The organism is Aquimarina sp. AD1 (assembly GCF_003443695.1).
GTDB classification, from domain to species: domain Bacteria; phylum Bacteroidota; class Bacteroidia; order Flavobacteriales; family Flavobacteriaceae; genus Aquimarina; species Aquimarina latercula.
In genome coordinates this window covers 3,625,883-3,652,255 of record NZ_CP031966.1, presented here as the reverse complement: position 1 = coordinate 3,652,255, position 26,373 = coordinate 3,625,883, and the positions used below count along the sequence as shown (strand labels likewise).

Below are 26,373 nucleotides of genomic sequence, written 5' to 3'. Positions count from 1 at the left end.
TTGACTTAATTGTTTTTCAAATTTTCTTTGATTTCTTTCAAGGTTTTTAAATTAACCTTCGCTAAGGAATTCTTAGATTTAAATTCTAAAGAAAGATAAGGCTTATATATTGGCATTATAGGATCAGTATCATTAATAAGGGTGTTTTTTATTTGTTCATCTAACTTATAGTTGGGTTTATATATGGGCATTGTGGATTTTTCTGACGAAGATTTTTTGTTTGAAAAAAATGTTTCTTCTGTAACTTTTTCCTGGCCATATATACCAATAGTTAGGAAGCAAACTAGAATAGAAAGTAAATATTTGTTTTTTGGAGAGTTCATAAGAATGATTTTTGTGAATTTGAAGTTGCAAATTTTGCCTCTATACTATAAACTGTAAAATAATTTAAAAATTACAAGTATCTCTAAACGTTTCGATTATACTATAATTATCGTGGCTATTGTTGTAGTCATATTATGGCAGTTACCATATTTTGGATGGTTTCAATATCCCTTTAGATTATTGGGAACTTGGTTCCACGAAATGGGTCATGGCATTATGGCGGTATTACTAGGAGGTAGTTTTGAGCATTTAGAAATTTATGAGAATGGAGGTGGTGTTGCTTACTACCATTTAGGAGGAAGCTATGTTTCTCCTTTTATAGGTAATGCCTTAGTAGCGGCAGGAGGATTATTAGGACCAGCTGTAATTGGAGCTTTGTTAATAATGTCTGCAAAATCGCACAGAAATTCTATGATAGCACTTAGAGTATTAATAGGAGTTATGATACTTTCGTTGTTATTATGGATTAGATCTTTTTGGGGAGTATCTGTAATGAGTGGTTTTGCGATCTTTTTATTTGTTATTACCTTATTTAAGAGTAGAAAACTCGAAGTAGTTGTTATCTTGTTTTTAGGTTTACAATCTGTATTAAGTACATATCTTCAGCTGGATTATTTATTTACAAAACAGTTCGAAAGAGAAGGAGCAATTCAGATATCAGATACGCAGGCTATTGCAGAAAATACCTTTGGTACTTATTGGATGTGGGCTATTCTTATTATACTTATGAGCGCTTATTTACTTTGGGAAAGTTTTCGATTTTACTTTAAAAAATAACAACCTAAATCCAGTGATAAAGGTTGCTATATGGTTATAGAAGTGTAAGATGATTTTTTTCAAAATCGTTAATAAAACTAACAAGAGATTTTTGCGTATTTAGGATCTAAGGTAGTACCATACACCTTATAGCATTCTGTTACGGGCTTATCGTAGCTCTTTGTAAAAATAGTTGACCATCCAAATGCCCAGTTTTCTTCCACTTTTAAGTAAATAGAAGTAGCACCTTCTGGGATAGTTTCGGATTTATTCACTCCTAATGATATATCTCCAGAGTGTTTACTAAACTCCTTGCCATTTAATGTATAAGATAACGTAAAACGGGCTACGTATCCACCTTCACACCTTATCAGAATAGAGCCTGTTTGTTTTGCATCTAAATGAGTTAATACTGCTTCTTTTAATTCCATGATTTATGTTATTAATCCTCTACTCTGTTTAAAATTAGGCTTTTCGAATCCGCCGATGTAATCAAAAAAGTAGCTACCCTTTAATGTGTTTTTTAATTACATTCAAAAGTATTGTAACTGGTTGTTTTTCAATAGCGTATAAGTATCTGTTTTTATATTTAAGTATTTACTGCAATTATGCCGTAGAATTACCTGTTTGTAAAAATTAATGGTAGGTTCAACGAAATAAACACGTGGTAAATACGTGTTTTTTAATGGTTATTACTTGTTAATGCATTCATTATTAGCTCCAAAGGTGTTTTTTGTTTAGTTTTAAAGGAATAAACCAATTTAACGTATAAATTTTCACACAAATGGAACAGGCAATCCAACCAAAACAATTAATGACTTTAGAACAAGCAGAGAAAATTGAGAGATGGCAACAGGAAGAAGTATTGTTGTTAGCCAGACACTTTCAACGCCTAAATGAAACAAAAGGTAGGCCCTTTAGTGGATACTATACTAGAGCTAATTACTTTCAGATGGATGCTGTAGATGTTGCTATATTAAATAGCCTTAAAGATGATGGAAAAACTATTCAAAGAATTAAAACTCATATGGCATTAGAAGTAGAAGACAAAAAGAATTTCACTTTTGTGCCAATTATAGAAGTAGACCTAGAAGATACAATCAACAATTTGTTTTTTACTTTGATTCCAAAATATAAGGAACCGGTAGAGCCAATTCAGAATGGAACAATAGGAGATCTGGATACTGGAGGAGTATTGGTGCCAGGGATTTTTAAAGAGATGATTTTAACCAATTGGAACAATCTTGAAGATAATTTGATAGATGATCTTTTTGTAGCGGTTGATACAAAAACAAGACAAAGAGAGCGAGTAAATTATTATTTAATTGATAATATTGATATAATCGATCTTATTAATGATTCTTTATTGGGAGAAATTGAGGAGTTTATTCTCTATCCCGGAGTTGATATGAATAAGTTTCATAAAAGAGATATGATTTCGTTTACTCCAGTCATAGGAATCACTCCTGTGGGTGAAGTTATCACTGAAATTTTATCAAGGCATGCGTTATTAGAATTTACTGATGAAGAGATTTTTATAGAATATTCTAGTCCTTGTCCACCCACGTGTCCCGAAGCATAAAGGACAAAAATTCAATTCGAATGAGTAAAGAACTTTTTGATAGTTTACGTCTGATTTCATCTTTTATAGTGGTTATACCTTTAATATTATCAATATTTAAATTCAAATCATTATCCGCAACCCAACTAAAACTATTTTATTTACTCATAATCGTTTTTATAGTTGAATTCATTGCTAATATATTATGGTATCAAAAAATTAATAATCTCCCTCTTTATCACTTTTATGCAGTGATCGAGTTTATATTAATTATTAATATCTATAGAATTGTACTGTCAAAAATTTTCCCAAAACAGTTTTTTATTATTCTGGGGATTACATTTACTGTTTTTGCCATAACAAATACGCTATTTTTTCAAAATTTAAATACATTTAATTCTAATGTAACGACACTTTTAGGTATCATAGTAATATTTCTTTCACTTAGTTATTTTTATGCTTTATTAAAGGAAGTAAAATACAATGCGCTGGAAACCAATCCTATGTTTTGGATCAATGCTGGTTTTTTAATTTATTTTTCCAGTAACTTAATCCTGTTTTTTATTAATAACAATATGTTTCAAGGGTCTACAGAAGCTAGTTATCTCGTTTGGGGACTCCATGCTATTGTAAATATTGTATTGACAATTTTTTATACCATCGCTTTATGGGTGAATCCGAAGAAGCCATAGCATTAAAGATTATTATCATTGGTATGATAGTGATTTTTTTATTATCACTATCAGTGATTGTATTTTTTATTATTTATCAGCGAAGACTATTAGAACAACAAAAAAGGCATCAAAAAGCAGAGTCAGATTATCAAAAGGAGTTACTAAAAACAGCTATCCAAAGTCAAGAAGTAGAACGCAGCAGAATCGCAAAGGAATTACATGACGATGTTGGAGCTATGTTAACAACTACTAAATTATATATTGGTCAAATAACTCATGAATTAAATCCAGAAGAATTAACAACGATAGCAGATAAAATAAGTGGTTTTTTTGATGATATGATACAGAGTGTACGCAGTATTTCTAAAGATTTAAGACCTGTAGTATTAGAAAAATTGGGATTTATGGAGGCCATAGATAGTTTAGTGCAAACCATACGAGACACTGGTAAAATCAATATTTCTTTTATAAATAACACCACATATTCTGTATCTAAGACAAAAGAGCTAAATCTTTATAGAATTATTCAGGAGTTAATTACCAATACACTTAAACACGCAGAAGCTACAGAAATAAAAATCGAAATGAAAAATGAAAAAGAGACATTAATCATTGTTTATGAGGATGATGGAAAAGGTTTAAATCAAAAACAGCTTCAATATAGAAAAGGATTAGGACTAAAAAATATAGAAAGCAGGTTGTCCATTTTATCAGGAACCATTAGCTTTTTAGAAGAAAAATCTGGAATGAAAGTATTACTCAAAATACCATAGTAAATGCACTCTTAACAACCTAAATAAATACCCATGGAAATTATAAAACTAGGATTAGTAGATGATCATAATTTGTTTCGAGAAGGGATTAAATCACTTTTGGATAAAATGGACAATATAGAACTGGTTTTAGAAGCTGTAAGCGGCAAAGATCTATTAGCTAAATTAAATAAACTTGTTCCAGATGTGATTCTATTAGATTTAGAAATGGAAGAAATGAATGGAGTAGACGCTACGTTAAAAATAAAAGAGTCATATCCAAATATGAAAGTTATTATTCTCACTATGCATAAAGAAGAGCGAATGATATCATATTTGATGGAAGTTGGAGCTAATGGATACTTGCTTAAAGATACCAATCCACAAGAATTAGAGGATGCAATACGATCTGTATGTGATAAAGGTTTTTATTTTAATCCTTTTGTTTCTCAGGCGTTACTGAAAGGATTAAAGAATAAGTCCAACAAACCTCCTGTAATTGGAAAAGATTATCATCTTACTACTAGAGAGTTAGAAGTGTTGGAGTTGGTGACCAAAGAATTTACGACGGCAGAAATTGCGGCGGAATTATTTTTGAGTGTTCGAACCATAGAAGGCCATCGAAAAAATTTAATGATGAAATTAGAGGTAAAAAACACTGCGGGATTGATTATTAAAGCAGTACGAGAGAAGATTATTTCTGTCTAAAAACAATCATAAAAAGGCCTCACAGATTATTGAAATTTGTGAGGCCTGATATTTTAAGAGATAAGAAAACCTATATGTTCAATAGATATTATACGTGTTTTCCTTTTTCCCAACCGTGTTTTCCGAGATATTGTTCGCCAGATTCAATAGCGCCTTCTTCTACGGTAGTTCCCATAGAGTCATTCCAACGATTTAGATATCCAAACAAAGAAATCACACCAAGCATTTCTACGATTTCACCTTCATCCCAATATTTATAAAGTTCTGTTTTGATAGCCTCATCAACATTGTTAGGTACCAAAGAAGCAGCAAGTGAAAAATCTAGTGCAGCACGTTCCGCATCACTAAAAGCTGGGTGTGTTTTATATTCCCAAATATTATCTAACTGTTCCTGTTCTGCACCATAACGTTCTGCAGCACGTATAGCGTGCGCTTGACAATATCTACATCCTGTAGCATTACTACTTACCCAAGCAATCATACGTTTTAGAGCAGAGGTTACACGACCTTCATTTGCCATAACCGCTTTGTTAAGATTAATAAAGGCTTTAGAAATGGCTGGTCTTCGCTGCATGGTCAATACAGAATTTGGACAGAAACCTAAGGTTTCGTTAAAGAATTCCGCCAATTCTTTGGTTTCTATATCATGTTCTGCGGATAGAGGTGTAACTAATGGCATGTGTATGTATATTTTTTTGAGTTAATTTAATTTTAGCAAACCAAAATACAAAACTAATGTCAAACCGGAACGAGTAGCGATGTTTTTTGTACTTTGGTTTTTTAAATAATTTCGGAAGGATAATGCCAATGAGATGGACGCTTAGACCAAAACCAAATATTACTGCAATTACCAACCTGTCAAAAGCACTTAATGTAGATGAAATCATTGCTTCTTTACTAGTTCAAAGAGGAGTTGATACATTCGATCAAGCTAAACAGTTTTTTAGACCTTCCTTAAAAGATTTACATGATCCTTTTTTGATGAAAGATATGGATATTGCTGTTTCTAGAATAGAAAAAGCAATATCAGATGAAGAGAATATTATGGTTTATGGAGATTATGATGTAGATGGAACTACTTCTGTAGCTCTGATGTCTTCGTATTTAGAAACCATTACATCACAAGTAGCAACATATATTCCGGATCGATATGCAGAAGGATATGGGGTTTCTTATCAAGGAATTGATTATGCCTCTGATAATGATATTTCACTTATTGTAGCGTTGGATTGTGGTATAAAAGCAATAGAAAAGGTGGCATATGCAAAATCAAAAGGAATTGATTTTATCATTTGTGATCATCATAGACCGGGAGATATAATTCCAAAAGCAATTGCAGTATTGGATCCTAAGAGAGAAGATTGTGATTATCCTTATAAAGAATTATGTGGTTGTGGAGTAGGTTTCAAACTAATACAAGCTATTGCTTCTAAAAGAGGTGATTCTATAGAAGATCTTCTAATATATTTAGACCTTGTTGCTACAGCAATCGGAGCGGATATTGTTCCGATAACAGGAGAGAATAGGGTGCTTGCTTATTTTGGTTTAAAAGTAATAAATCAAAATCCAAGAACAGGTTTTAAAGCAATGTTATCGCAAGTAAAAAAGAAAACGCTAACAATTACTGATGTAGTATTTATGTTGGCTCCTAGAATTAATGCAGCAGGAAGAATGAAACATGGATTGCATGCGGTAAACTTGCTTAAGGAGAATGATTTAGAGCTTGCATTACAATATGCTTCTGAGATAGAAACGTATAATAGTGATCGAAAAGATGCTGATAAAAGTATTACTGAAGAAGCTTTAGAGCAAATAAGCCAAAATTCTGAAGAAGATAAATTCACAACAGTAGTTTATGATGAGAATTGGCATAAAGGAGTAATCGGAATTGTAGCATCCAGACTTACAGAAACATATTATCGACCAACCTTAGTTTTCACAAAGAGTGGTTCTAAGTTAGCCGCTTCTGCCAGATCAGTTAAAGGATTTGATGTATATAACGCATTGAATGAATGCGCAGAATATATAGAACAATTTGGAGGTCATAAATACGCAGCAGGATTAACATTGAAAGAAGAACAGTATGAGCCGTTTAAGAAAAAATTTGAAGAAGTAGTAGCTACCACTATCGACAAAAGATTATTGACACCAGAAATAATGATAGATACAACAATGGAGTTGGATCAAATTACACCTAAGTTTTTTAGAATTTTAAAACAATTTGCACCCTTTGGTCCAGGGAATCTGGCGCCTGTGTTTATGACAGAAAATGTAAAAGATACGGGGTATGCAAAATGCGTAGGAGCAGATGAGAAACATTTAAAGTGCAAGATGCAAAAAAATGGATTGGCAATAGGAGGAATTGGTTTTAATCTAGGACCTAAATTTAATTTGATATCCGATAATCAGAATGTGAAAGTAGCATATAACATTGATGAAAATGAGTGGAACGGAACAGTTTCTCTACAATTGAAGTTAAAAGATATAATTTAATCTATTTTTATTTAGATTAATTATAAATAATTAATATTTTTGAATCAAATATGATTCAGAATGAGTGCTATAGATAGAATTTACAGTAATAAAATTGGAATATCTTTCTTTTGGAGAAAACAAAAATCAGATGATTCGCCAAAAGTTCAATTGGTATTTAGGGATATTGGATTTTTACTTACCTTAAATGAACTTAAGGATTTTTCGGATTCATGCAGACTTACCGAGCAATCTCAATGTTGTGATCAATGTAGTCATAATTGCAGATCACTATTACTTAGAACGCCATCTGATAAAATTGATTTAGCAATAAGTAAAGATGAACTAGAACAAGTACATGAGTTAATCAACGGTACTGTTTTTAGAGTAGAATTACAAAAATGGATAACCAGTACTGGACGAAACTAATAGTATTTTTCTATCGAAGAAAATCCAAAATTTTATAAGATATTTCTTCTGCTTTAGTTTCTTGTATAAAATGTTTTTCATCTATAAAATGAATATCTGCCTCATCAATTTTCAGGGCATTTGTCACTTTAGTTTGTTGAGGAGTCCATTGTAACATGGTGTCATGAATCCCCCAAATAACTGCAACAGGAATTTCAATATTTTCAAAAACTAAAGAATAATCAGGAAAATAATTACAAGTTCTTGTAAAGAAATAATACATCCCATCAGTTTTACCTTCTAATAAAGGAGTTTTATAACCCTCTACATCTATTTCGTTTAAAGTATTTTCTTTAAGCCCTTCTTTGAATAATGATTTCAGAAGTGTATTGGTTGTAACTCCATTCCGATAGGACCACATTGCAGCTTTAGCAGCTGGACCAGGACTAAATCGTATTGGCGGATAAAAACCTTCCTCATACAATAATGTATTTAGTATAATAAGTTCTTCAATTCGTTTAGGAGCTTGATTAAAGAGCTCCCAAGTCCATACACCTCCTACATCGTGCATTACGTGAGACCAATATTCAATACCTAAACCATCCATTAAAGCGAGAAGCCTTTTAGCATGTTCTTTTTCACTATAAATTTTATATCCTTCTGGAGAATCGCTAGAACCATATCCTAACATATCTGGAACAATAACTCGATAGCCTCCAGCAACCAGAGGGTCTATCATTTTACGATATAGCCATCCAGAAGTAGGAACCCCATGAAGAAGTACAATTGCCGGTCCACTTCCTTTATCTATATATTTAATTATGCCATCTTTACTTGGAAATGATCGTTGTTGGGCTCTAAATTCTTCATAAGTCATTTGACCTTTTCTGATTTTAGTATTCTGATATGGTTTACACCCAAAAACAATTACTACGATTAGAAGTAATAAAGAAAGCTTCTTCATTTAGATTGACAATTTGTGAGGTAGCAATTTACTTAAAATCATTTTTTTATACTATTAGATTTAACAAATTTCTAGTACCTCTATTTATATATTATATTAATGGGGGCGTTTGATCTATTCTGTTATAACAATACCATTTAATAATTCTTCGGCAACGGGCTTATATTCCTCTAAAAGATTTTGAGATGTATATGCTAAAAATTGAACTGATCCTTCTTCATTCGAAAAATAGTACCCGTAATAAGAAATCTTTATTCCTTGCATGGTACCGTCCATCTGCATCAATAACATTTTCAATCCATTGACCATTCTGTATTCTTCTTTTACAACTTGTATGTCAGGAGCAATTTCTCTTCCATTTTCAAGTGCTAATTCTTTAAATGATTCTAGAGGAATTTCTACTTTTTCAGTAATAATTATAGCATATAAATCTTCTCCACGTAATTGAAGTTCGTACTCAGCATCATCATTATTAACCCCTTTTTTAAAAGACCATTTTTTGGGGTTTAACCAAAACCCTAATTTAGTACTGTTGCTTTTTAATAAGAAAGTTGATTTCTCACTTTTTTCGAATGTAGCAGGATTCGTAGTAATTTCTTTTTCAATTTCCTCTTCTTGATTTAGGTATTTCCATGTACCATCGGTATATAAAATTACTTCTTCACCAGTTTCTGTTACAGCTTTTGTTTGAGCTTGTAATGAACTAGTGATCAAAAGAATAATTATAGAAAGTAATGAGTAGTTGTTTTTCATTATTGTAGATGTTTATATTGTACAAATCTATTAGATTTTATTTTATAATTACACCAAATTTTTTATTTGTATTTCATTCCCATTAAAGTTAAAATAATCACCTATCTTTTTTCCTAATAGTAATTTTCCAATTGGAGTATTGGTAGCTATTGCGAAATACGTTTTATTGTCTATAATAATTTTCCCGGACGAAATGCTTAAGAAATAATTCCCTAGTGATGTTTCTATGATGTTTCCTAATCGTATTACTTTAGAAGACGAGTATATATCAATTTTAGCTAAGGTTTCTTGAAGTTTTTGAACCTCTGCTAATTGCGCTCCTGCTTTTTCTCTTTCTAATTGCAACATTGCCCTCCCAGTTTCATGTTTGTCACCAGCGGTACTTTTTGTCTCAGAGTTAAGAGATTCCTGAATATTAGCAATTCTATGTTCAATACGATTTAAGCGATCCTGTACAAATTGTTGACAATGATCATATAGAGTTTCTTTAATGTTTCCCAAAAAAAAATAGATTTAGAATTCTAATATAGAACAACTGTAATAATTGCACAAATATGAACTTCGTTAAGCAAAAAGAAGACTAATTTTAAACTAATAATTTTCTTCTTTAGTGGATTCACTAAAATTAAGTTTTTGGAAGAAAAACATCTACAATACCTTCTAGATATCCCATATTATTATAATTAAAATCGATAACTCTACAATTTTCTGCTACTATAGCAATTTCATCAATTAATATTCTTGGGTCGTCTTTAAAATAAATTTGAGTTTCCAATGAATGATGCCCTTTAGCAGAAATTTTATAATGAAAATGCCTAGCTCTATATCCATATACACCTGGTCGTATAGTTTTTATTTTATAAGCTCCAGATGCGTCCGTAATAATACATCCTGTTAACGTTGTTTGGGATGGAAAATAAAAATTACCATCATTATGATACGCACCTGCATCGTCTGCATGCCAGATTTCTATTTTTGCATTTGGTACTATCTGTTTGTTTTTGGTAAAGATTTTTCCCGATATTATTGTGGGAATTCCAGGTAGGTTTTTGGTATTTAGATTTACAAATTGAGGTGATGTAGAGAAGTCAGAATATTGGGTAGCTAAGCTATTTTTTATCCCATTCGTATGTTGTAAAAAGGTATTATTTCCTGAATTGGTTTTCATAATAAAGAATTTTAAGGGATTTACTTTAAAACAAACCACTCGGATTTTACCCTACCATCTGGAGATATTTTTTCTACTTAGAAATAGAAAAAGCTCCATAATTACGCATCTGTAGGAGAATCCATTTTTTTCTTTTTTGTATATAATTAGATGCTGGTTCTGCTAGATATTTTCTAGGGTTAGGAAGTATTGCTGCTACTGCGGCAGCTTCATTTTTAGTAAGACTTGTGGCAGGTTTATTAAACCAAAATATAGCGGCAGCTTCTGCACCATAAATTTGATTTCCCATTTCTATGCTGTTAAGGTATACTTCAAGAATACGTTCTTTACTCCAGAGAGTTTCTATCAAAAAAGTAAAATAACTTTCTAGCCCTTTACGTATCCAACTTCGTTGTGGCCATAAGAAAACATTCTTTGCTGTTTGTTGGGATATAGTGCTAGCACCTCTTAATCGTTTCCCTGTTTTGTGTTCTTTAATTGCTTTTTCAATTGCCTTGGTGTCAAAACCTCTATGTTCTAGAAAATGTTGATCCTCACTACAGATAACGGCAAGTTGTAAGTTTTTAGAGATATTTTTTAGGTCAACCCATTGATGTTCTATTGGGATTTTTTCGATGGATTGAGCGTTTCTAATAATCATCAGTGGAGTCACGGGAACATTGACCCATTTGTATATGAATACCCAGATTACACTAAGGATTAAGAAGGCTAAAAAACCTTTGAAAATCAAACGAAAGATTTTTTTCATAGTTAATCGGAAATTGATTTATAACAAATCTGCTAGCTCCATGCCAACCTGACTTCCAATTGCTATACCCATACCACCAAGCCGAACTCCGCAGAAAATATTATTGGATACTTGTTTGACAATAGATTTTTTTTGGGAACCAACTCCCATAATACCACTCCAGCGATATTCAATTTCAAAAGTAGTACCTGGTAAGATAGTTTCTTTTAAAATCTTTTCTAGTTCTTGTTGTACTAATTCTGTTTGACCTTGTTTAGTAGTCTCCTCAGCTTTGAAATCAAGATTTCTTCCTCCACCAAAAAGTATTCGATTATCAATATTTCTGAAGTAATAATACCCTTTGTCTAGGTGAAATGTACCCTTAATATTTAAGCCTTCAATTGGTTTGGTTATTACTACTTGTGCTCGCGCAGGCTTTACATTTTGAATTCCAAATTGAGAGGCGAAACCATTGGTGGCGATTAGTACTTTATTAGAGGAAAACGTAAAATGATTTGTTTTTATTTCGACAGTGTTCGGATTTTCAATAAGATCCTCGACAATACAGTTGTTTAATATCTTAACACCAGAAGTTTGAACTTTTTGCAGTAATGCGCTCATCATTTTACCGGTATCGATTTGCCCTTCAAATTGATTTACGATATAATGCGGTTGAATATTTTTGAAGCAGAAAGTATTCTTTGTTTCTAAAAATACGTCATCTTTAAAAACAGGTGTTAATAGGGAGTTTATATCTGAGATTTTAGAAATGCAATTTTCATATAGATTAAAATCAGTTTTTGTAAAAAGCTCGTAACCTCCGTTACGATGATAATCAATATTAGAATCACCGAGATTATTACGCAATAATTGAAGGCCATTTCTTCTCTTTTGTACTAAATCTAAAACTTCTTCTTGAGAGTGAGTCTCTAGGTCATCCAGAATTTCGGAGATACTTCCAAAACAGGCGAAACCTGCATTTTTAGTGCTTGCTCCATTAGGAAAAACTCCTCGTTCTAATATAAGTATTTTAGCCTTTGGAAACTTTTGGTGTATTCTTAGAGCACTGTTTAATCCAACAATTCCGCTTCCGATGATAGTAAAATCGACATTGGATAACCACGTTTTATATTCCCAATAGCTAAAATCCATTATAATAAGTTCATAAAAAAAGCCTCAGTAATGAGGCTTAATTGTTAGTTAGTTATCTTTTGGTTCTTCCATCTCAAAATCCTCCATAAACTTCGTGGTGTAATTTCCAGAAACATAATCGGGATGATCCATAAGTTGCCTATGGAATGGGACAGTAGTTTTTATTCCTTCTACTACAAATTCATCAAGAGCCCTTTTCATTTTATTGATTGCTTCTTCGCGAGTTTGAGCAGTGGTGATTAATTTAGCGATCATAGAATCGTAATTCGGTGGAATAATATAACCACTGTATACATGAGTATCTATACGTACTCCGTGACCACCTGGAAGATGTAAATTCGTTATCTTACCTGGTGAAGGGCGAAAATCTTTGTACGGATCTTCAGCGTTGATTCTACATTCAATAGAGTGTAATTGTGGGTAATAGTTTTTACCAGAAATTGGTACTCCAGCAGCAACTAGTATTTGTTCTCTAATTAAATCATAATCTACTACTTGCTCTGTGATAGGATGCTCTACTTGGATTCTAGTATTCATCTCCATAAAGTAGAAGTTACGATGTTTATCAACTAAGAATTCTACAGTTCCAGCTCCCTCGTATTTAATATATTCTGCAGCTTTAACTGCTGCTGCTCCCATTTCATCTCTTAGTTCATCTGTCATGAACGGAGAAGGAGTTTCTTCAGTAAGTTTTTGGTGTCTTCGTTGTACAGAACAGTCTCTTTCAGACAAGTGACAAGCTCTACCATTACTATCACCTACAACTTGGATTTCGATATGTCTTGGTTCTTCGATAAGTTTTTCCATGTACATATCATCGTTACCAAAAGCTGCTTTACTTTCTTGTCTGGCAGATTCCCAAGCATTTTGTAAATCTTCTTCTTTCCAAACTGCACGCATACCTTTACCACCACCTCCAGCACTTGCTTTAAGCATTACTGGGTAGCCTGTTTCTTTAGCAACTTTTATACAGGTTTCGAAATCAGGAATTACACCTTCGCTTCCAGGAACACAAGGGACTCCTGCTTCAATCATAGTAGATTTAGCAGATGCTTTATCTCCCATTCTATCAATCATTTCTGCACTAGCACCGATGAACTTTATCTCGTGCTCTTCACAAATTTTAGAGAATTTAGCATTTTCTGATAAGAATCCATACCCTGGATGAATAGCATCGGCATTTGTGATTTCTGCAGCTGCTATTATATTGGACATTTTTAAGTATGATTCGCTACTTGGTGCTGGTCCTATACATACAGCTTCATCAGCAAAACGAACATGTAAACTTTCAGCGTCAGCAGTGGAGTATACTGCTACGGATTTTATACCCATTTCTTTACAGGTTCTGATTACACGCATTGCAATCTCACCTCTATTGGCTATTAGAATTTTTTTAAACATAACGTTCTAAATTTAAAAATCTCAAATTCCATGTTCCAAATTCCATACTATTGGATTTTGGGATTTGTCAATTGGAATTTTAAAATTGGGTTATGATGGGTCTATTAAAAATAATGGTTGATCAAATTCTACAGGAGAATTATCATCAGCTAAAATCTTAACAATTTTACCTGAGACTTCACTTTCAATTTCATTGAAAAGTTTCATTGCTTCGATGATACAAAGCACATCTCCTTCTTTGATTGTGTCTCCAACTTCTACAAAAGTTGATTTATCCGGAGATGGTTTTCTATAAAGTGTTCCTATGATAGGAGATTTTATAGTAATGTATTTAGAATCGTCTTCTTCTTTTGCTGCGGGTGTTTCTGCAGCTGCAACTGGCGCAGCAGCTTGTACTTGTGTTACAGGTTGTGCTGCTGGGACTGCACTACCTACAGGTATTTGTTGCACAATTGTTGTTTCTTTGTTGTCTTCTGAAGTTGTTCTGATAGTAATTTTTACATCTTCCATCTCTAACTTCACTTCGCTAGCCCCAGATTTGGCCACGAATTTGATTAAATTCTGAATTTCTTTTAAATCCATAATGTTGGGTATTGTGTGTTTTAGTTGTTTAGGAATTATAGGCCCATTTTAAGAAAATGGAACCCCAAGTAAAGCCTCCACCGAATGAGGCAAATACTATATTATCTCCTTTTTTGAGTTGTTTTTCGTAATCACTTAATAATAAAGGTAAAGTTGCTGAGGTAGTATTACCATATCTATGAATATTCATAAGAACTTTACTATCATCTAGGTTCATTCTATTAGCAGTAGCATCAATAATACGTTTATTAGCTTGATGGGCAACAAGCCAATCTACATCATCTCCTGTAATATTATTACGCTCCATGATTTTAGTACTAGCATCTGCCATATTGGAAACAGCGTACTTAAAAACAGATTTACCGTCTTGTTGTACAAAATGTTGTCTATTTGCTATTGTTTCTTCGGTTGGTGGTAAAATAGATCCTCCGGCTTCAATTTTTAAAAATTGGCGACCCACTCCATCCGTACGTAAATATTCGTCTTGTAGTCCTAATCCTTCTTCATTAGGTTCAAAAAGGGCTGCACCACCTCCATCTCCAAAGATGATACAAGTCGTTCGATCTGTATAATCAATTATTGAAGACATTTTATCAGCTCCGATTAGTAATATTTTCTTATATCTTCCTGCTTCTATATAGCTGGCTGCGGTAGACATTCCGTATAAAAAGCTAGAACAAGCAGCTTGTAAGTCATAAGAAAAAGCGTTTATCGCTCCTATCTCAGATGCAGCATATGCTGCTGTTGCTGCTACTGGAAGATCCGGAGTAGCAGTTGCGAATATTACCATATCTATCTCTTTGGGATCGAGATTTTTTTTAGCAATTAAATCTTCTGCTGCTTTTATACCTAAGAAAGAGCTTCCTTTGCCTTCTTCTTTAAGTATTCTTCGTTCTTTAATACCAGTACGAGTGGTGATCCATTCATCGTTTGTATCGACCATGGTTGCTAATATATCATTAGATAACACATAGTCCGGCACATAAGCGCCTACAGCTGTGATAGCGGCTGTGATTTTACTCATATTTTGATTTTAGTTTCACCTGAATCTTTTATTTGGTTTCAGATGGAATTCGCTAATAACTCTGTTGCTTGCTCGCTTTTCAGGAATTAGCATCAATAAATTGCTTAGCTCATTTCGTTACTTGTTATACAAAACGCATAAAAAGTGGTTGAAAATACTAAATTACATGCAAATATGGCGCAAAATAATTGGATTTTGACACATATTCAACTAAAAACAAAAAAACTCTCACATTTGTGAGAGTTCTTGTTAGAATTTTAACAATATACTTAAGCTACTTCTTCTTCAGTATTGTCAATAATTACTTGACCACGGTAATATAATTTACCTTCGAACCAATGTGCTCTGTGGTATAAATGTGCTTCTCCTGTTGTAGGATCTGTAGCTATTTGTGGTACAGTAGCTTTATAATGTGTTCTTCTCTTATCTCTTCTTGTTTTGGAGATTTTTCTCTTAGGATGTGCCATTGCTTAGCTATTATTTATCGTTTAATAAGTTTTTTAATTTATCCCAACGAGGATCAATTTCCTCGTTATCATTTTCTAATGTTTTCTCTTTCGGGCTTAATTCTTCTAGTTTTTCAAGTATATCAGATTCTAATGTTCCATCTTCGACACCAGGGTGAACTCTTTTAGAAGGTACTCCTAATACAATAAGTTCATAAATATATTGTTGAACGTTGATTTCATATTCTCCGTAAGGAATAATAAGAATTTCTTCGTTCTCATTGTTGTACTCTTCTCCAAATTTAACAACTAAAAAGAATTCATTCTTAATAGGTAAATTAAAAGGTTCATTGGTGACATCGCAATTAACATTTATGGTACCATTGGCCACAAATCCAAGCTCTAACATTGTCGTTTTTTTATTAAACTCCAAATCAACTTTAATTGCAGATGCATTAAATTCATCATACTCAAAATGTTCAAAGAACGTATTGCCAATCTGATACTCAAACTTGTGTAATCCTTGCTTCAGTCCAACAAAAGGGATATTAAACTCTTTTAGTGGTTTCATTTCATCATCAGTTTTGAGTCTCTGCCAATTCGGCAAAGGCGGGTGCAAAGATAACAAAAAATCGTTATGAATGCATTTTTGTAAATAAAATTATATCAGAAAGTTAGTCTCTGACAATGTTTTAGCTCTTAAGTATGGATATACTCAATTAATTTTCTTTTTAATTATTGTTCTTTGTTGCTTTTATATTGGGGTTTTCGAGGTTGTTTCTTTAATGGGTTTTTTGTTAACTCTTTGTACTCATTTCTGTTTTTGAAAATTTTCAAAGCCGCAAACACAGCCTCCTTAAACGATCCATTATCAGCTTTATTTTTTCCTGCAATTTCAAATGCAGTCCCATGATCGGGAGATGTTCGTACTTTGTGTAAACCTGCTGTATAGTTAACGCCTTTGCCAAAAGATAATGTTTTAAAAGGAATCAAACCTTGATCATGGTAAGATGCAACGATCGCATCGAATGTTTTATAACTATTTGATCCAAAAAAACTGTCCGCTGCATAAGGTCCGTATACTAATTTACCGGACTCATTTATTTTCTTGATAGTAGGTTTTAGAATTTCTTCATCTTCTTTTCCTATGACACCATTGTCTCCACTATGAGGATTAATTCCTAAAATTGCTATTTTTGGTTTACTAATGCCAAAATCTTGTTTTAAAGTAGTGTAAATGGTATCAACTTTTTGCTCGATAAGTTTAGGAGTTATCGTATCAGCAATGTCCTTAACGGCTACATGATCTGTGAGCAAACCAACTTTTAATGTATCTGTAATCATAAACATTAAGCTGTTTCCCTCTAATTCTTTATCTAAATAATCTGTATGCCCTGGAAAATTAAAATCTTCTGATTGAATACTATGTTTGTTAATTGGAGCGGTTACAAGTACATCTATTTCATCATTTTTTAATGATTTGGTAGCTGCTTTTAGTGATTTTATAGCATAAGCTCCAATTTTTTCATCTTCTTCTCCAAAATTAATATCAACTCCTTCTTTCCAGACATTTAAGACATTTATTTTTCCATCTATAATTTGTGAAGTCTTATCAATTCCATGAAGATTAACATTAATATTATACTTCTTTTTAAGAAAAGAAAGAATTTTAACGGATGCAAAAATTACAGGAGTGCAGAAATCAAGCATTCTAGAATCTGCAAATGTCTTTAAAGCTACTTCACTTCCTATGCCGTTTAGATCACCTATTGATATACCTAATCTTATTTTTTCTTCTTTCTTCATTATAATCTACTTTATAAGTATTTTTGAAATCTAAAAAAAGATCTCAAATTTTGAGGTCACAAATTTAACTAAATAATTCGCATTTATGTTTACAGGAATCATCGAAGAATTGGGAACAGTTACTAATCTGAAAATTGATCAAGAAAATTTAGATATTACCGTTCGTGCGAATTTTACTTCAGAATTAAAAATTGACCAAAGTGTTTCCCATAATGGAGTTTGTCTTACTGTTGTTTCTATTTTAGATGACACTTATACTGTTACTGCTATTAAAGAGACTTTAGAAAAAACTAATTTAAATGATCTTACAGAAGGAAGTGTTGTGAATCTAGAAAGAGGAATGAAACTTGGGGCTAGATTAGATGGCCATATTGTTCAGGGGCATGTAGATCAAACTGCAGTTTGTAATAATATAAAAGAGGCAAATGGGAGTTGGTATTTTACTTTTGAATATGATCCTTTGCTAAATAATATCACGATCGAAAAAGGTTCTGTTACTGTTAATGGAGTTAGTTTAACAGTTGTGAATTCTAAAAAGAATGAATTTAGTGTAGCTATTATCCCGTTTACATATGAACATACTAATTTTAATACTTTTAATGTTGGTACTGTGGTAAATTTGGAGTTTGATGTTATTGGTAAATATGTGAAAAGAATTACAGAATTAGGTTAGGTAATAGTTAAGAAAATGAAGAAAAGGATTTTAATGATACTAGCTTTTTTGTCACTTCTTTCTTGTAATGAGACTAGTGAAGTTCTATATAAAGATAGTTTCGAGGCGTATTCTGTTGGAGAAACGCCAAGTGATCCTTGGGAAAAGACAGGTAATGGAATTGCTGTTATTGATGATACCAAATCGTTTAACGGAAATAAATCAGTCCATTTTGTAACGGGAGAAGGATATAATAACCGTGCTTTTTTAGGGATCAATCATATTTTTCCATTAAAAAATAATGCATACTATGGTAGTCTAAAAATGTATGTTCAAGAGGCTTCTCCTAACGGAATCCATTGGACAATGATCCAGAGTTCAGGTAAGGTAAAAAGTGAAGATTATTCTTCGGAAATTAGATATGGTGGTCAGCATAATAAAAAGTTGATGGCTAATTATGAAACACAAGGGGTAAAAAGTGATTGCTGGAAGCATTCTGATATAGAAATACCAGAAGGTAAATGGTTTACGTTACAATGGTATTTTAATGGAAATCAAGATACAATGCGGTTATGGTTGGATGGAGAATCAATAGAATCCCTAACTGTGGTAGGTAATGGAGAAGGTTGTGTGGAAAATGATACTAATGGTCAATGGAAATTTCCGATAATGGAAAATATACTACTAGGTTGGGTTGATTATCAAACTGGAGGTGGAACAAGAAATATCTGGATTGATGACTTGATCATATCTTTGGAAAAGATAGATTAATAATTAATTTAATAAACCTATGTTGAATTATGGAATTACTCCAGTCCAATTAAAAATCTGACGTATCAATTAATGATATATTTTAACTAGCAAGAATCGTATCTATTTTTTCTACTTCATTAAACCGAAAAAGAGAGAAAGTTTCTTCATCTATCTTTAAAATTACACCTCCTAGATCTTTAACATCGGCGCACGATTTAAAATCCAATACTTTACCAAAATGTTGGCTTTTAGTATCAATTACTTTATACTGCATAATCACAAGTTTTGATTTGTATTCCCTTATATCATTATAGCTGTTCTTTCCCCAAAAAACATACCATAATGTAGTGATCCTAGGTTGTAAATCTAAGATGAGTGATTCAAATTTAAAAATTATTTTATCAGGTTTTATTAACAATATTGGTTTAATGCTTTGATTTTCAAGGTTTAAGTAGGTTTTTAGGGTTGTTGGACTAAAACCTCCGAAAACCTTAGTTTTTTCTAAGGCTTTTAAAACTTGCTAACGGTTTTTCTTGTTTTGGATTTACTGATTGTCTATTAAAATAAGTGTACAATCTACCTTCTAGGAACTCTTTTTCTAGAAGACTTAGATATAAAAGACCATATGGTGTGGCTAATGTATAATGATCTTTGCTGCCTAAATAATAAATAGGATTGGATTTTAAAAAGTTGTCATTTGTAGTCTCTAATAATCCGTTTTTTTGATCAAACGAAAGTGTTCCTTTAAATTCTTTTGAACCTTTATTAGAGTTAAAAGTTAACTCGACTTTTTGATTTTTTATTCGTAGAAGTGAATTTGTTTTGTGATGCTCTCTCACGATTTGAGCAAATATATGTGCGGTTTCTTCAATAAGAACTTGACAACTGGTATTTACCATCAGGGAAATACTTACATTTTCTTCTGGAAAATAGGCGACTACAGTTCTAGCACCTAACCAATTGCCAGCATGTTCAATAACTTTGTTTCCAAAAGGATCAATTGAGGTGCGCCAAGCAATTCCTACATTGGTTTTTGTCCCATTTAGTAATTGATGACTTTTAAACATTTCTGCAACCACAGCTTCTGAAATGAAATCAGTGCTGTATGCATTCATCATTTTTACTAAGTCTATGGAGGTACTTCTAAAGCTAGCTCCAGGAATTTTATAACTTCCGTTAGTAATTCTCTCCTCGCGTAATTGGTTCTTTTTTATATAATATAATTGTGCATCTTTTTTAGATAGCATATTTATATTTTCAGCTTTGGTGTTAACCATTTTTAAAGGATCGAATATATATTTTTGCATATACTCCAAGTAGCTTTTTCCTGATGCACCTTCAATAACTGCTGCTAATAAATTATAAGCGTGCGTGGAATATTTATAACCTGTATCAGGTGGAAAAAGAAGCGGAGCCTTCATTAATTCTACTGTTTCCCTAATAGAAGTGTATTGTTTTTTTTTATACCGATTTCCTTTTGGACGGTGCTCTAATCCAGCAGTATGTCCTGCTAATTGCTGTGTAGTTAGATTAGCGTATGTTTCATTTATATAAGGAACATATTTTTTTATTGGAGCATCAAAATCTAATTTTCCTTCTGATGCCAAACGACCCAATGCGGTGGCGGTTATGACTTTGGCTACAGATGCTGTACGTACTCGTATAGTTGGTTCCATTTTAATACCCTCTTCAATATTTGCGTAGCCAAATCCATCTGCATATATCAGGTCTCCATTTTTACTAATGGCAATTGACATTCCTGCAGCATGGGTTTGTGCTAAAAAGGCTTTTGCTAAAGTTTCAATTTTAGAATTTACCGAATTTGAAAGTTTACTGCTGTTGTTTTGAGCCCGTACAACAAAAGTTGAAAATAATAATAGTAAAAAGTAGATATATATTGTTTTCATTAGTATGTAAATTATGAATTTATCTTACCGCTCCTTTGTCTACTAAATAACTAATAACCTCTTGATGATTTCCTCTCTTAGCCATTTTTAAAGCACTTCTTTTTTCGGATAGTATAGAGTAACTGTCTCGTACAGATTTATTTATATCAGCACCTTTATCAACTAGGAATTTTACTGTTTCTAAATGTCCATTCCACGCGGCTCCGATAAGAGGTGTTTCATCTCCAGAAACAAAAGCATTTACATCGGCACCTTTGTTTACCAAGAACTTAACGATTTCTAAATGGCCTCTTTTAGAAGCTACGATTAATGGATTTCCATCGCGATCACTTTTTTTATTCACGTCGGCACCAAGAGATACCAAAGCTTCTACCATCGCAAGATCTCCTTTGACTGACGCTTGTATCAAAGCAGTACCATCACCAATAGTTTCTTTATCAATATCTCCATTAGATGAAAGCAGTAGTTTTAAGATTTCGATATTTCCTGAAGCTCCTGCTAATTGAATTGGATTGCCATCTCCTTCTACTTCGCTATTGGGGTTAGCGCCTTCTTTTAAAAACAGTTTTACAATTTCGCTATTATTTCCTTTTACGGCGGACATTAATGGAGTTCCATCACCACTAATTTTTTGGTTTACGTCGGCTCCTTTTGTGATCAAGTATTTTGAGAATTCAAAATGACTGTTTTGCGCAGCAATCATAAGTGCACTTGCATCATTTTTATATCTATAAGAGGTTTTAGCTCCTGCGCTAAAAAGCAGTTTCGCGATAGGTAGATTCCCGTTTAAAGATGCCATTCCTAATGGAGTTCTTGGTTGTATTAATCCTTTATATGTACAATTGGGATTAACAGTTTTTAAAAGCTGTTCGACTTTGTTTTTATCATTGCTTTTAACTGCTTTTAGGAGATCTTCGCAAGTTTGAGATTTTGCAGATATACTGCTAATAAATAAGATGATCAAAAATGTAATTAAAGTTTTCATAAGTATTCGTTTTATTTTGATTATAAACCAAAAGTATTGGTTAAAAGACCACATAAAATATTAAATAGACAAACTGATGTTTTCTGCAAATAGAAACTTGATTAATAAGGATTGTTACATTGATCAGTTGGAAACAGCTTTCTGTACGGAGTTATTCAGTGTTAGGAGTTTTGTGCTCTATTACGCATCATTAATATGTATTTTTATGGTGTATGAAAAACAATAATTCATTTTTGGATAATGTTCTACAGAATAGAGTTCTTTCGCATATACTGTTTTGGTGTTCTTTTCTAGTGATATTTACAATATTAGGAGTTTTGGATTCAGGAACTTTTAAACCTAATGCGCTAAGCAATTTGGCAATGTTACCCTCGCAAATTGCCGCAGCTTATTTTCTTAATTATTATCAGTTACCTAAACTTCTTTTAAAAAAGCGATACTTTTTATTTTTTGTATCCATTTTTTTAAGTGTATATTTTCTATCTGCTTTTGCAAGGTTTAATGTAGTTCATATTGTAGAACCCTTTTTTAGAGAAAATTTTGAACAAGAAACTATTAAAGAAATCTTGCTAGATTTTATCTATATATTTTCTGTATACTGTCCTGCAGTGTATACATATGCCCTTATCATGTTAGCTGTTAAAGCTATTAAAACTCGATTCGAAGAGAAACATCAAATAGAAATATTGCAGAAAGAAAAAGCTACGAGTGAATTGAAATTCTTAAAGGCGCAAATTCAACCACATTTTTTATTTAATACACTTAATAATTTATATGCGCTTACATTGGCAAAATCAGATTTAGCACCAAAAGTAGTTTTGAAACTATCAGAATTACTTGATTTTATTTTATATCAAAGTGATCAGGCAAGTATCTCGATTGAAAAAGAAATTGAACTAATACAAGGTTTTATAGATCTTGAATCCCTACGATATGGTAATGCACTGGATGTTTCGTTTGAAAAGAGAGTAGATGATCTGAATACTCAAATAGCACCCTTGGTTTTATTACCACTTATAGAAAATGCATTCAAGCATGGAGTGAGCAGCGATCCTAAGAATGCCAAAATACATATTGATTTATTAGTTTCTGGTAATAGTATAAAGTTTAAAGTATTTAATACAAAACTTAATGATTCCGTAAAAGAAGTAACGAATACAAAATCAGGAATTGGAACTAGTAACCTTAAACGCCAATTAGAAATTAATTATCCTAACAAGTATACATTAGAAATAGATGAGAAACAGGATAGTTATTTTGTAGAATTATTGATAGATTTGAGTTAGACCATGAAAAAAATAAGATGTATAGCTATTGATGATGAACCTCTAGCGCTCGAAGTAATACAAGCTCATTTAAAGCAAATTCCGGATGCAGAACTTGTAGCAAGTTATACGGATCCTATTGAAGCTTTTGATAAGCTTAAAGATTCAACAATTGATCTTATTTTTTTGGATATTGAAATGCCTTTATTGTCTGGTTTAGATTTTGTTAAATCACTTAAAAACCCACCGAAAATTATTTTCACAACGGCTTATCGTAACTATGCTATTGAAAGTTATGAACTGCTGGATGTAGTAGATTATTTATTGAAGCCAATTTCATTTATGCGTTTTTTTAAAGCTATCAACAAATACAAAGCATTAGTTAATACTGTAGTTATAAGAGAAGAAATTAAGGAATCTGCAATTACTAATGATCATCTATACGTGAATTCTAATAAGAAGTTTATTAAAATTAATTTTGAAGAAATACTTTATATTGAAAGTATTAAAGATTACGTAAGAATCCACTTGAAAGATGCCTCTATTATGACAAAGGATTCGATTACTAATTTTAAACTTAAATTGCCTGATAATTTTTTAAGAATACATCGTTCATTTATCGTTAATATTATAAAAGTAACAGCTTTTACTAAGGTTGATGTAGAGATCGGGGATAAAGAAATTCCTATTGGAGCAAGTTATAAGGAATATGTTATGAGTTTTCTTTCTAGTGACCAATAATTCTATAAAACAAAAAAAACCCTAGTTTTCACTAAGGCTTTTCGGTGGTCCCACTTGGGCTCGAACCAAGGACCCCCTGATTATGAGTCAGGTGCTCTAACCAGCTGAGCTATGGGACCTAAAACGGAGGGCAAATTTAAGTAATTGCATCAAACACGCCAAACATTTTTTTAATTTAATTTATCTCTTGGCAAAGCTCTACCAAAACACCATTCGTAGTTTTTGGATGTATAAAGGCAACCAGCTTATTATCAGCTCCTTTTTTAGGAGTTTTGTTAATTAGCTGAAACCCTTCTTTTTCTAATCTTTCTAATTCTTTTTCGATATCATCTACATCAAAAGCAATATGATGTATACCTTCTCCTTTTTTAGAAATAAATTTTCCAATAGGTCCATCTTCTTTAGTACTTGCTACGAGCTCAATTTTATTTTCACCTACTTTAAAAAAAGAAGTAATAACAGATTCACTTTCTACTATTTCCTGTTTATAAGGAGCAACGCCCAATAATTGTTCATATAGACTGTTGGATTTATCAATATCCTTTACAGCAATTCCGATGTGTTCTATTTTATTAATATGATTCATGAGATGTTGTTATAACTTTGGAAGTAAAAGTACAAAATAGGTGTAAGCAAAGGATTTTATACCAAAAGAAAATCAATACATCACATATTTAGCTATTTTTGCAGTTATGGAAACAAATAGACAGAAAAAAATAGGTGGAGTATTACAGCGCGATGTTGCTGATGTAATACAACATGCATTACGTGAAGCAGGAGTACAGGGGATTTTAGTTTCTGTTACTAAAGTAAGTGTTACGACTGATTTATCGATCGCTAAAGTATACATGAGTGTTTTTCCGCATAACGAAGGAGAGAAAGTCTTAGAGGAAGTGAATGCGGTAAAATCACAAATAAAACATCAAGTAGCGCAGCGAACAAAGAATCAACTTCGTCGTATGCCAGAATTATCCTATTATATCGATGATTCTTTAGAGTATATTGATAATATTGATAAAGCAATAAAAGGAAAAGAAAACCCGTTAGAAAATCCAGATTTATTGCCACGTCGTAAGAAGAAGTAAAATTTTATCGTTCTTAGAAAATAAAAGTAGTTCATTATTCTATTATCTTTAATTAAAATTAAATTCACCTAAAACTTAGGATTTAACAATTTGAAATTTTCTTATTACATCGCTAAGCGTTATTTATTTTCTCCGGGTAGTAGTAATGCCATCAATATTATTACTGGTATTGCAGCAGCTGGAGTTGTAATAGGAGCTATGTCGTTATTTTTAGTGTTATGTGGGTTTGCGGGTTTGAAAGATTTTAGCCTTCAATTTTCATCTTATTTTGATCCGGATCTTAAGATTTTTCCAACAAATGGGAAAACATTTGTTTTTGCAGATGCTCAAAAGGAAAAACTAACCGATTTAAAAAGTGTAGTAAATTTTTCTGAAATTGTAGAAGAACGTGTGTTTCTTAAGTTTAAGGACAAACAAAAAACGGGCATTATCAAAGGTGTTGATATTAATTATAAGAATGTAATTCAGACCGATAGTATTATTATTCATGGGGAGTGGTTAACTGGTAATGATGCACAGGTGGTTGCTGGTTTTGGAGTTAGTAGAGAGTTAGGAATGGTTGTTGAGCAGGTTTATACTAATTTTTTAAACATATATGTACCAAAACCTGGTAAAGGAATCCCCAAGGATCCATCCAAAGCCTTTCGAAAAAAGAGCGCTGTAAATATTGGAGTTTATTCGGTAAATGAAGATTTAGATAAAAAGTATGTTTTTAGCACTATTGGTTTAGCAAGAGAGTTATTGGCTTTGCCAAATGACAGAGTTACTAATGTAGAGCTTAAATTAACACCTGAATCAGATCCAGAATCTGTAAAAAATGATATTTTAAAGATTTTTGATAATCAAGTTATTGTAAAGGATAGAGTACAGCTTAATGATACTTTGTACAAAATGTTAAATACTGAGAACCTTGCAGCATATTTAGTGATTACCTTGATAGCAATTATAGCTTTGTTTAATGTTGCTGGAGCTATTATTATGATGATTATTGATAAAAGAAAAAATATTAAAACATTGCATAGTGTTGGAGCATCATTACAAAATATTAGAAAAATATTTTTGTTTCAAGGATCTTTAATGACAATTCTAGGAACCTTATTAGGATTACTTTTAGGATTTATAGTGATTACGTGTCAGCAACAGTTTGGTTTGTTAATGATTACACCTACATTGCCATATCCAACTAAAATTACATTAGTTAGTTTTCTGCTGGTATTTTTTACAATAACAATCATTGGAGTTATTGCATCTTTATTAGCATCGGGTAGAATTAATCAAAAGCTAGTTAATTTTTAGATAAGAAGCTT

The 26,373-nt window shown here is 32.2% G+C and carries 32 protein-coding genes and 1 tRNA gene; 13 read left to right on the top strand and 20 right to left on the bottom strand.

The features are described from left to right. Positions 1-5: 5 nt before the first annotated feature. Positions 6-323 (bottom strand): hypothetical protein, encoded by a 318-nt coding sequence (locus tag D1815_RS15765; RefSeq protein ID WP_027394674.1) that lies wholly within the window; start codon positions 321-323, stop codon positions 6-8. A gap of 112 nt (positions 324-435) precedes the next feature. Between D1815_RS15765 and D1815_RS15760 the strand changes: the two genes are divergently transcribed. After that, positions 436-1,101: a M50 family metallopeptidase gene (locus D1815_RS15760; protein ID WP_233557448.1), complete on the top strand. Its 666-nt coding sequence runs from the start codon at positions 436-438 to the stop codon at positions 1,099-1,101. A 77-nt stretch (positions 1,102-1,178) separates the two neighbouring features. On the opposite strand, the gene D1815_RS15755 is transcribed toward D1815_RS15760, so the two are convergent. Continuing rightward, positions 1,179-1,511: a hypothetical protein gene (locus D1815_RS15755; protein WP_027394676.1), complete on the bottom strand. Its 333-nt coding sequence runs from the start codon at positions 1,509-1,511 to the stop codon at positions 1,179-1,181. Between the two features lie 353 nt (positions 1,512-1,864). On the opposite strand from D1815_RS15755, the gene D1815_RS15750 reads away from it, so the two are divergent. Genes D1815_RS15750 through D1815_RS15735 form a run of 4 tightly spaced genes read left to right on the top strand, consistent with a single transcriptional unit; the run spans position 1,865 to position 4,775 of the window. After that, positions 1,865-2,662, top strand: a complete 798-nt coding sequence (locus D1815_RS15750) for a hypothetical protein (RefSeq protein WP_027394677.1) — start codon at positions 1,865-1,867, stop codon at positions 2,660-2,662. 20 nt (positions 2,663-2,682) lie between these two features. Next, positions 2,683-3,333: a hypothetical protein gene (locus D1815_RS15745; RefSeq protein WP_035086116.1), complete on the top strand. Its 651-nt coding sequence runs from the start codon at positions 2,683-2,685 to the stop codon at positions 3,331-3,333. Further along, entirely contained in the window at positions 3,309-4,088 is a 780-nt protein-coding gene (locus tag D1815_RS15740) for a sensor histidine kinase (RefSeq protein ID WP_051336253.1), read from the top strand. The genes D1815_RS15745 and D1815_RS15740 overlap by 25 nt, the downstream gene beginning before the upstream one ends. A 33-nt stretch (positions 4,089-4,121) precedes the next feature. Beyond that, positions 4,122-4,775: a response regulator transcription factor gene (locus tag D1815_RS15735; protein ID WP_027394680.1), complete on the top strand. Its 654-nt coding sequence runs from the start codon at positions 4,122-4,124 to the stop codon at positions 4,773-4,775. A gap of 88 nt (positions 4,776-4,863) precedes the next feature. Here D1815_RS15735 and D1815_RS15730 read toward each other — a convergent pair whose 3' ends face one another. Next, complete coding sequence (locus D1815_RS15730) at positions 4,864-5,454, bottom strand: carboxymuconolactone decarboxylase family protein (protein WP_027394681.1); 591 nt, start codon at positions 5,452-5,454, stop codon at positions 4,864-4,866. A gap of 128 nt (positions 5,455-5,582) precedes the next feature. Between D1815_RS15730 and recJ the strand changes: the two genes are divergently transcribed. Together recJ and D1815_RS15720 are read left to right on the top strand one after the other, a co-directional pair. Then, a complete protein-coding gene (gene recJ, locus D1815_RS15725; protein ID WP_118390036.1) occupies positions 5,583-7,268 on the top strand; it encodes a single-stranded-DNA-specific exonuclease RecJ in 1,686 nt (561 codons plus the stop codon). A gap of 60 nt (positions 7,269-7,328) precedes the next feature. Further along, on the top strand, positions 7,329-7,676 hold the full coding sequence (locus D1815_RS15720) for a hypothetical protein (RefSeq protein ID WP_027394683.1): 348 nt from the start codon (positions 7,329-7,331) through the stop codon (positions 7,674-7,676). Positions 7,677-7,686: 10 nt separating this feature from the next. On the opposite strand, the gene D1815_RS15715 is transcribed toward D1815_RS15720, so the two are convergent. From D1815_RS15715 to pdxA, 12 genes are all read right to left on the bottom strand, one after another. Further along, the gene (locus D1815_RS15715; RefSeq protein WP_162897368.1) at positions 7,687-8,619 is read right to left on the bottom strand and encodes an alpha/beta fold hydrolase; all 933 of its coding nucleotides are present in this window, start codon (positions 8,617-8,619) and stop codon (positions 7,687-7,689) included. A 114-nt stretch (positions 8,620-8,733) separates the two neighbouring features. Then, entirely contained in the window at positions 8,734-9,372 is a 639-nt protein-coding gene (locus D1815_RS15710; protein ID WP_108804744.1) for a hypothetical protein, read from the bottom strand. A gap of 48 nt (positions 9,373-9,420) precedes the next feature. Next, the gene (locus tag D1815_RS15705; RefSeq protein WP_027394685.1) at positions 9,421-9,873 is read right to left on the bottom strand and encodes a 3-oxoacyl-ACP synthase; all 453 of its coding nucleotides are present in this window, start codon (positions 9,871-9,873) and stop codon (positions 9,421-9,423) included. Between the two features lie 124 nt (positions 9,874-9,997). Further along, positions 9,998-10,540, bottom strand: coding sequence for a hypothetical protein (locus tag D1815_RS15700; RefSeq protein WP_118388105.1), 543 nt, complete (start codon positions 10,538-10,540; stop codon positions 9,998-10,000). Between the two features lie 73 nt (positions 10,541-10,613). Then, entirely contained in the window at positions 10,614-11,288 is a 675-nt protein-coding gene (gene mtgA, locus D1815_RS15695; protein ID WP_118388103.1) for a monofunctional biosynthetic peptidoglycan transglycosylase, read from the bottom strand. A gap of 18 nt (positions 11,289-11,306) precedes the next feature. Further along, positions 11,307-12,419 (bottom strand): FAD-binding oxidoreductase, encoded by a 1,113-nt coding sequence (locus tag D1815_RS15690; RefSeq protein ID WP_118388101.1) that lies wholly within the window; start codon positions 12,417-12,419, stop codon positions 11,307-11,309. A gap of 48 nt (positions 12,420-12,467) precedes the next feature. After that, positions 12,468-13,820 (bottom strand): acetyl-CoA carboxylase biotin carboxylase subunit, encoded by a 1,353-nt coding sequence (gene accC / locus D1815_RS15685; protein ID WP_027394688.1) that lies wholly within the window; start codon positions 13,818-13,820, stop codon positions 12,468-12,470. A gap of 90 nt (positions 13,821-13,910) precedes the next feature. Continuing rightward, complete coding sequence (gene accB / locus D1815_RS15680) at positions 13,911-14,402, bottom strand: acetyl-CoA carboxylase biotin carboxyl carrier protein (RefSeq protein WP_118388099.1); 492 nt, start codon at positions 14,400-14,402, stop codon at positions 13,911-13,913. 28 nt (positions 14,403-14,430) lie between these two features. Next, a complete protein-coding gene (locus tag D1815_RS15675; protein ID WP_027394690.1) occupies positions 14,431-15,426 on the bottom strand; it encodes a beta-ketoacyl-ACP synthase III in 996 nt (331 codons plus the stop codon). Between the two features lie 269 nt (positions 15,427-15,695). Further along, positions 15,696-15,893, bottom strand: coding sequence for a 50S ribosomal protein L32 (gene rpmF / locus D1815_RS15670; protein WP_027394691.1), 198 nt, complete (start codon positions 15,891-15,893; stop codon positions 15,696-15,698). A gap of 10 nt (positions 15,894-15,903) precedes the next feature. Then, complete coding sequence (locus D1815_RS15665; RefSeq protein WP_027394692.1) at positions 15,904-16,443, bottom strand: DUF177 domain-containing protein; 540 nt, start codon at positions 16,441-16,443, stop codon at positions 15,904-15,906. A gap of 164 nt (positions 16,444-16,607) precedes the next feature. Further along, positions 16,608-17,678, bottom strand: a complete 1,071-nt coding sequence (gene pdxA / locus D1815_RS15660) for a 4-hydroxythreonine-4-phosphate dehydrogenase PdxA (RefSeq protein ID WP_118388097.1) — start codon at positions 17,676-17,678, stop codon at positions 16,608-16,610. A gap of 85 nt (positions 17,679-17,763) precedes the next feature. Here pdxA and D1815_RS15655 point away from each other — a divergent pair, with 85 nt between their 5' ends. Beyond that, on the top strand, positions 17,764-18,351 hold the full coding sequence (locus D1815_RS15655; protein WP_027394694.1) for a riboflavin synthase: 588 nt from the start codon (positions 17,764-17,766) through the stop codon (positions 18,349-18,351). Positions 18,352-18,366: 15 nt separating this feature from the next. Continuing rightward, positions 18,367-19,101, top strand: a complete 735-nt coding sequence (locus D1815_RS15650) for a hypothetical protein (RefSeq protein WP_120650119.1) — start codon at positions 18,367-18,369, stop codon at positions 19,099-19,101. Between the two features lie 82 nt (positions 19,102-19,183). Here D1815_RS15650 and D1815_RS23710 read toward each other — a convergent pair whose 3' ends face one another. The 3 genes from D1815_RS23710 to D1815_RS15635 all read right to left on the bottom strand — a co-directional run bounded on the left by D1815_RS23710 (position 19,184) and on the right by D1815_RS15635 (position 21,975). Beyond that, on the bottom strand, positions 19,184-19,357 hold the full coding sequence (locus D1815_RS23710) for a hypothetical protein (RefSeq protein WP_155839739.1): 174 nt from the start codon (positions 19,355-19,357) through the stop codon (positions 19,184-19,186). A 217-nt stretch (positions 19,358-19,574) separates the two neighbouring features. Further along, entirely contained in the window at positions 19,575-20,990 is a 1,416-nt protein-coding gene (locus tag D1815_RS15640) for a serine hydrolase (RefSeq protein ID WP_118388093.1), read from the bottom strand. Positions 20,991-21,009: 19 nt separating this feature from the next. After that, on the bottom strand, positions 21,010-21,975 hold the full coding sequence (locus D1815_RS15635) for an ankyrin repeat domain-containing protein (protein ID WP_158594396.1): 966 nt from the start codon (positions 21,973-21,975) through the stop codon (positions 21,010-21,012). Between the two features lie 212 nt (positions 21,976-22,187). Between D1815_RS15635 and D1815_RS15630 the strand changes: the two genes are divergently transcribed. Together D1815_RS15630 and D1815_RS15625 are read left to right on the top strand one after the other, a co-directional pair. Continuing rightward, complete coding sequence (locus D1815_RS15630; RefSeq protein ID WP_027394699.1) at positions 22,188-23,261, top strand: sensor histidine kinase; 1,074 nt, start codon at positions 22,188-22,190, stop codon at positions 23,259-23,261. Between the two features lie 3 nt (positions 23,262-23,264). Beyond that, positions 23,265-23,981, top strand: coding sequence for a LytTR family DNA-binding domain-containing protein (locus D1815_RS15625; protein WP_118388089.1), 717 nt, complete (start codon positions 23,265-23,267; stop codon positions 23,979-23,981). Between the two features lie 45 nt (positions 23,982-24,026). Here D1815_RS15625 and D1815_RS15620 read toward each other — a convergent pair. Further along, positions 24,027-24,100: transfer RNA gene (locus D1815_RS15620), tRNA-Ile, on the bottom strand. 56 nt (positions 24,101-24,156) lie between these two features. Further along, positions 24,157-24,558 carry a methylmalonyl-CoA epimerase gene (gene mce / locus D1815_RS15615; RefSeq protein WP_199726761.1) on the bottom strand — a complete coding sequence of 134 codons (402 nt, stop codon included), beginning with the start codon at positions 24,556-24,558 and terminating at the stop codon, positions 24,157-24,159. 115 nt (positions 24,559-24,673) lie between these two features. Here mce and rbfA point away from each other — a divergent pair, with 115 nt between their 5' ends. Together rbfA and D1815_RS15605 are read left to right on the top strand one after the other, a co-directional pair. Further along, the gene (gene rbfA, locus D1815_RS15610; RefSeq protein ID WP_108804763.1) at positions 24,674-25,066 is read left to right on the top strand and encodes a 30S ribosome-binding factor RbfA; all 393 of its coding nucleotides are present in this window, start codon (positions 24,674-24,676) and stop codon (positions 25,064-25,066) included. Positions 25,067-25,156: 90 nt separating this feature from the next. Further along, positions 25,157-26,362, top strand: coding sequence for an ABC transporter permease (locus D1815_RS15605; RefSeq protein WP_118388087.1), 1,206 nt, complete (start codon positions 25,157-25,159; stop codon positions 26,360-26,362). The last annotated feature ends 11 nt before the right edge of the window (positions 26,363-26,373 follow it).

Bases quoted from the DNA above. Each gene is read 5' to 3' on its own strand.
- D1815_RS15765 (WP_027394674.1), bottom strand. From the start codon at position 323: ATGAACTCTCCAAAAAACAAATATTTACTTTCTATTCTAGTTTGCTTC.
- D1815_RS15755 (WP_027394676.1), bottom strand. From the start codon at position 1,511: ATGGAATTAAAAGAAGCAGTATTAACTCATTTAGATGCAAAACAAACA.
- D1815_RS15750 (WP_027394677.1), top strand. From the start codon at position 1,865: ATGGAACAGGCAATCCAACCAAAACAATTAATGACTTTAGAACAAGCA.
- D1815_RS15745 (WP_035086116.1), top strand. From the start codon at position 2,683: ATGAGTAAAGAACTTTTTGATAGTTTACGTCTGATTTCATCTTTTATA.
- D1815_RS15740 (WP_051336253.1), top strand. From the start codon at position 3,309: ATGGGTGAATCCGAAGAAGCCATAGCATTAAAGATTATTATCATTGGT.
- D1815_RS15735 (WP_027394680.1), top strand. From the start codon at position 4,122: ATGGAAATTATAAAACTAGGATTAGTAGATGATCATAATTTGTTTCGA.
- D1815_RS15730 (WP_027394681.1), bottom strand. From the start codon at position 5,454: ATGCCATTAGTTACACCTCTATCCGCAGAACATGATATAGAAACCAAA.
- recJ (WP_118390036.1), top strand. From the start codon at position 5,583: ATGAGATGGACGCTTAGACCAAAACCAAATATTACTGCAATTACCAAC.
- D1815_RS15720 (WP_027394683.1), top strand. From the start codon at position 7,329: ATGAGTGCTATAGATAGAATTTACAGTAATAAAATTGGAATATCTTTC.
- D1815_RS15715 (WP_162897368.1), bottom strand. From the start codon at position 8,619: ATGAAGAAGCTTTCTTTATTACTTCTAATCGTAGTAATTGTTTTTGGG.
- D1815_RS15710 (WP_108804744.1), bottom strand. From the start codon at position 9,372: ATGAAAAACAACTACTCATTACTTTCTATAATTATTCTTTTGATCACT.
- D1815_RS15700 (WP_118388105.1), bottom strand. From the start codon at position 10,540: ATGAAAACCAATTCAGGAAATAATACCTTTTTACAACATACGAATGGG.
- mtgA (WP_118388103.1), bottom strand. From the start codon at position 11,288: ATGAAAAAAATCTTTCGTTTGATTTTCAAAGGTTTTTTAGCCTTCTTA.
- D1815_RS15690 (WP_118388101.1), bottom strand. From the start codon at position 12,419: ATGGATTTTAGCTATTGGGAATATAAAACGTGGTTATCCAATGTCGAT.
- accC (WP_027394688.1), bottom strand. From the start codon at position 13,820: ATGTTTAAAAAAATTCTAATAGCCAATAGAGGTGAGATTGCAATGCGT.
- accB (WP_118388099.1), bottom strand. From the start codon at position 14,402: ATGGATTTAAAAGAAATTCAGAATTTAATCAAATTCGTGGCCAAATCT.
- D1815_RS15675 (WP_027394690.1), bottom strand. From the start codon at position 15,426: ATGAGTAAAATCACAGCCGCTATCACAGCTGTAGGCGCTTATGTGCCG.
- rpmF (WP_027394691.1), bottom strand. From the start codon at position 15,893: ATGGCACATCCTAAGAGAAAAATCTCCAAAACAAGAAGAGATAAGAGA.
- D1815_RS15665 (WP_027394692.1), bottom strand. From the start codon at position 16,443: ATGAAACCACTAAAAGAGTTTAATATCCCTTTTGTTGGACTGAAGCAA.
- pdxA (WP_118388097.1), bottom strand. From the start codon at position 17,678: ATGAAGAAAGAAGAAAAAATAAGATTAGGTATATCAATAGGTGATCTA.
- D1815_RS15655 (WP_027394694.1), top strand. From the start codon at position 17,764: ATGTTTACAGGAATCATCGAAGAATTGGGAACAGTTACTAATCTGAAA.
- D1815_RS15650 (WP_120650119.1), top strand. From the start codon at position 18,367: ATGAAGAAAAGGATTTTAATGATACTAGCTTTTTTGTCACTTCTTTCT.
- D1815_RS23710 (WP_155839739.1), bottom strand. From the start codon at position 19,357: ATGCAGTATAAAGTAATTGATACTAAAAGCCAACATTTTGGTAAAGTA.
- D1815_RS15640 (WP_118388093.1), bottom strand. From the start codon at position 20,990: ATGAAAACAATATATATCTACTTTTTACTATTATTATTTTCAACTTTT.
- D1815_RS15635 (WP_158594396.1), bottom strand. From the start codon at position 21,975: ATGAAAACTTTAATTACATTTTTGATCATCTTATTTATTAGCAGTATA.
- D1815_RS15630 (WP_027394699.1), top strand. From the start codon at position 22,188: ATGAAAAACAATAATTCATTTTTGGATAATGTTCTACAGAATAGAGTT.
- D1815_RS15625 (WP_118388089.1), top strand. From the start codon at position 23,265: ATGAAAAAAATAAGATGTATAGCTATTGATGATGAACCTCTAGCGCTC.
- rbfA (WP_108804763.1), top strand. From the start codon at position 24,674: ATGGAAACAAATAGACAGAAAAAAATAGGTGGAGTATTACAGCGCGAT.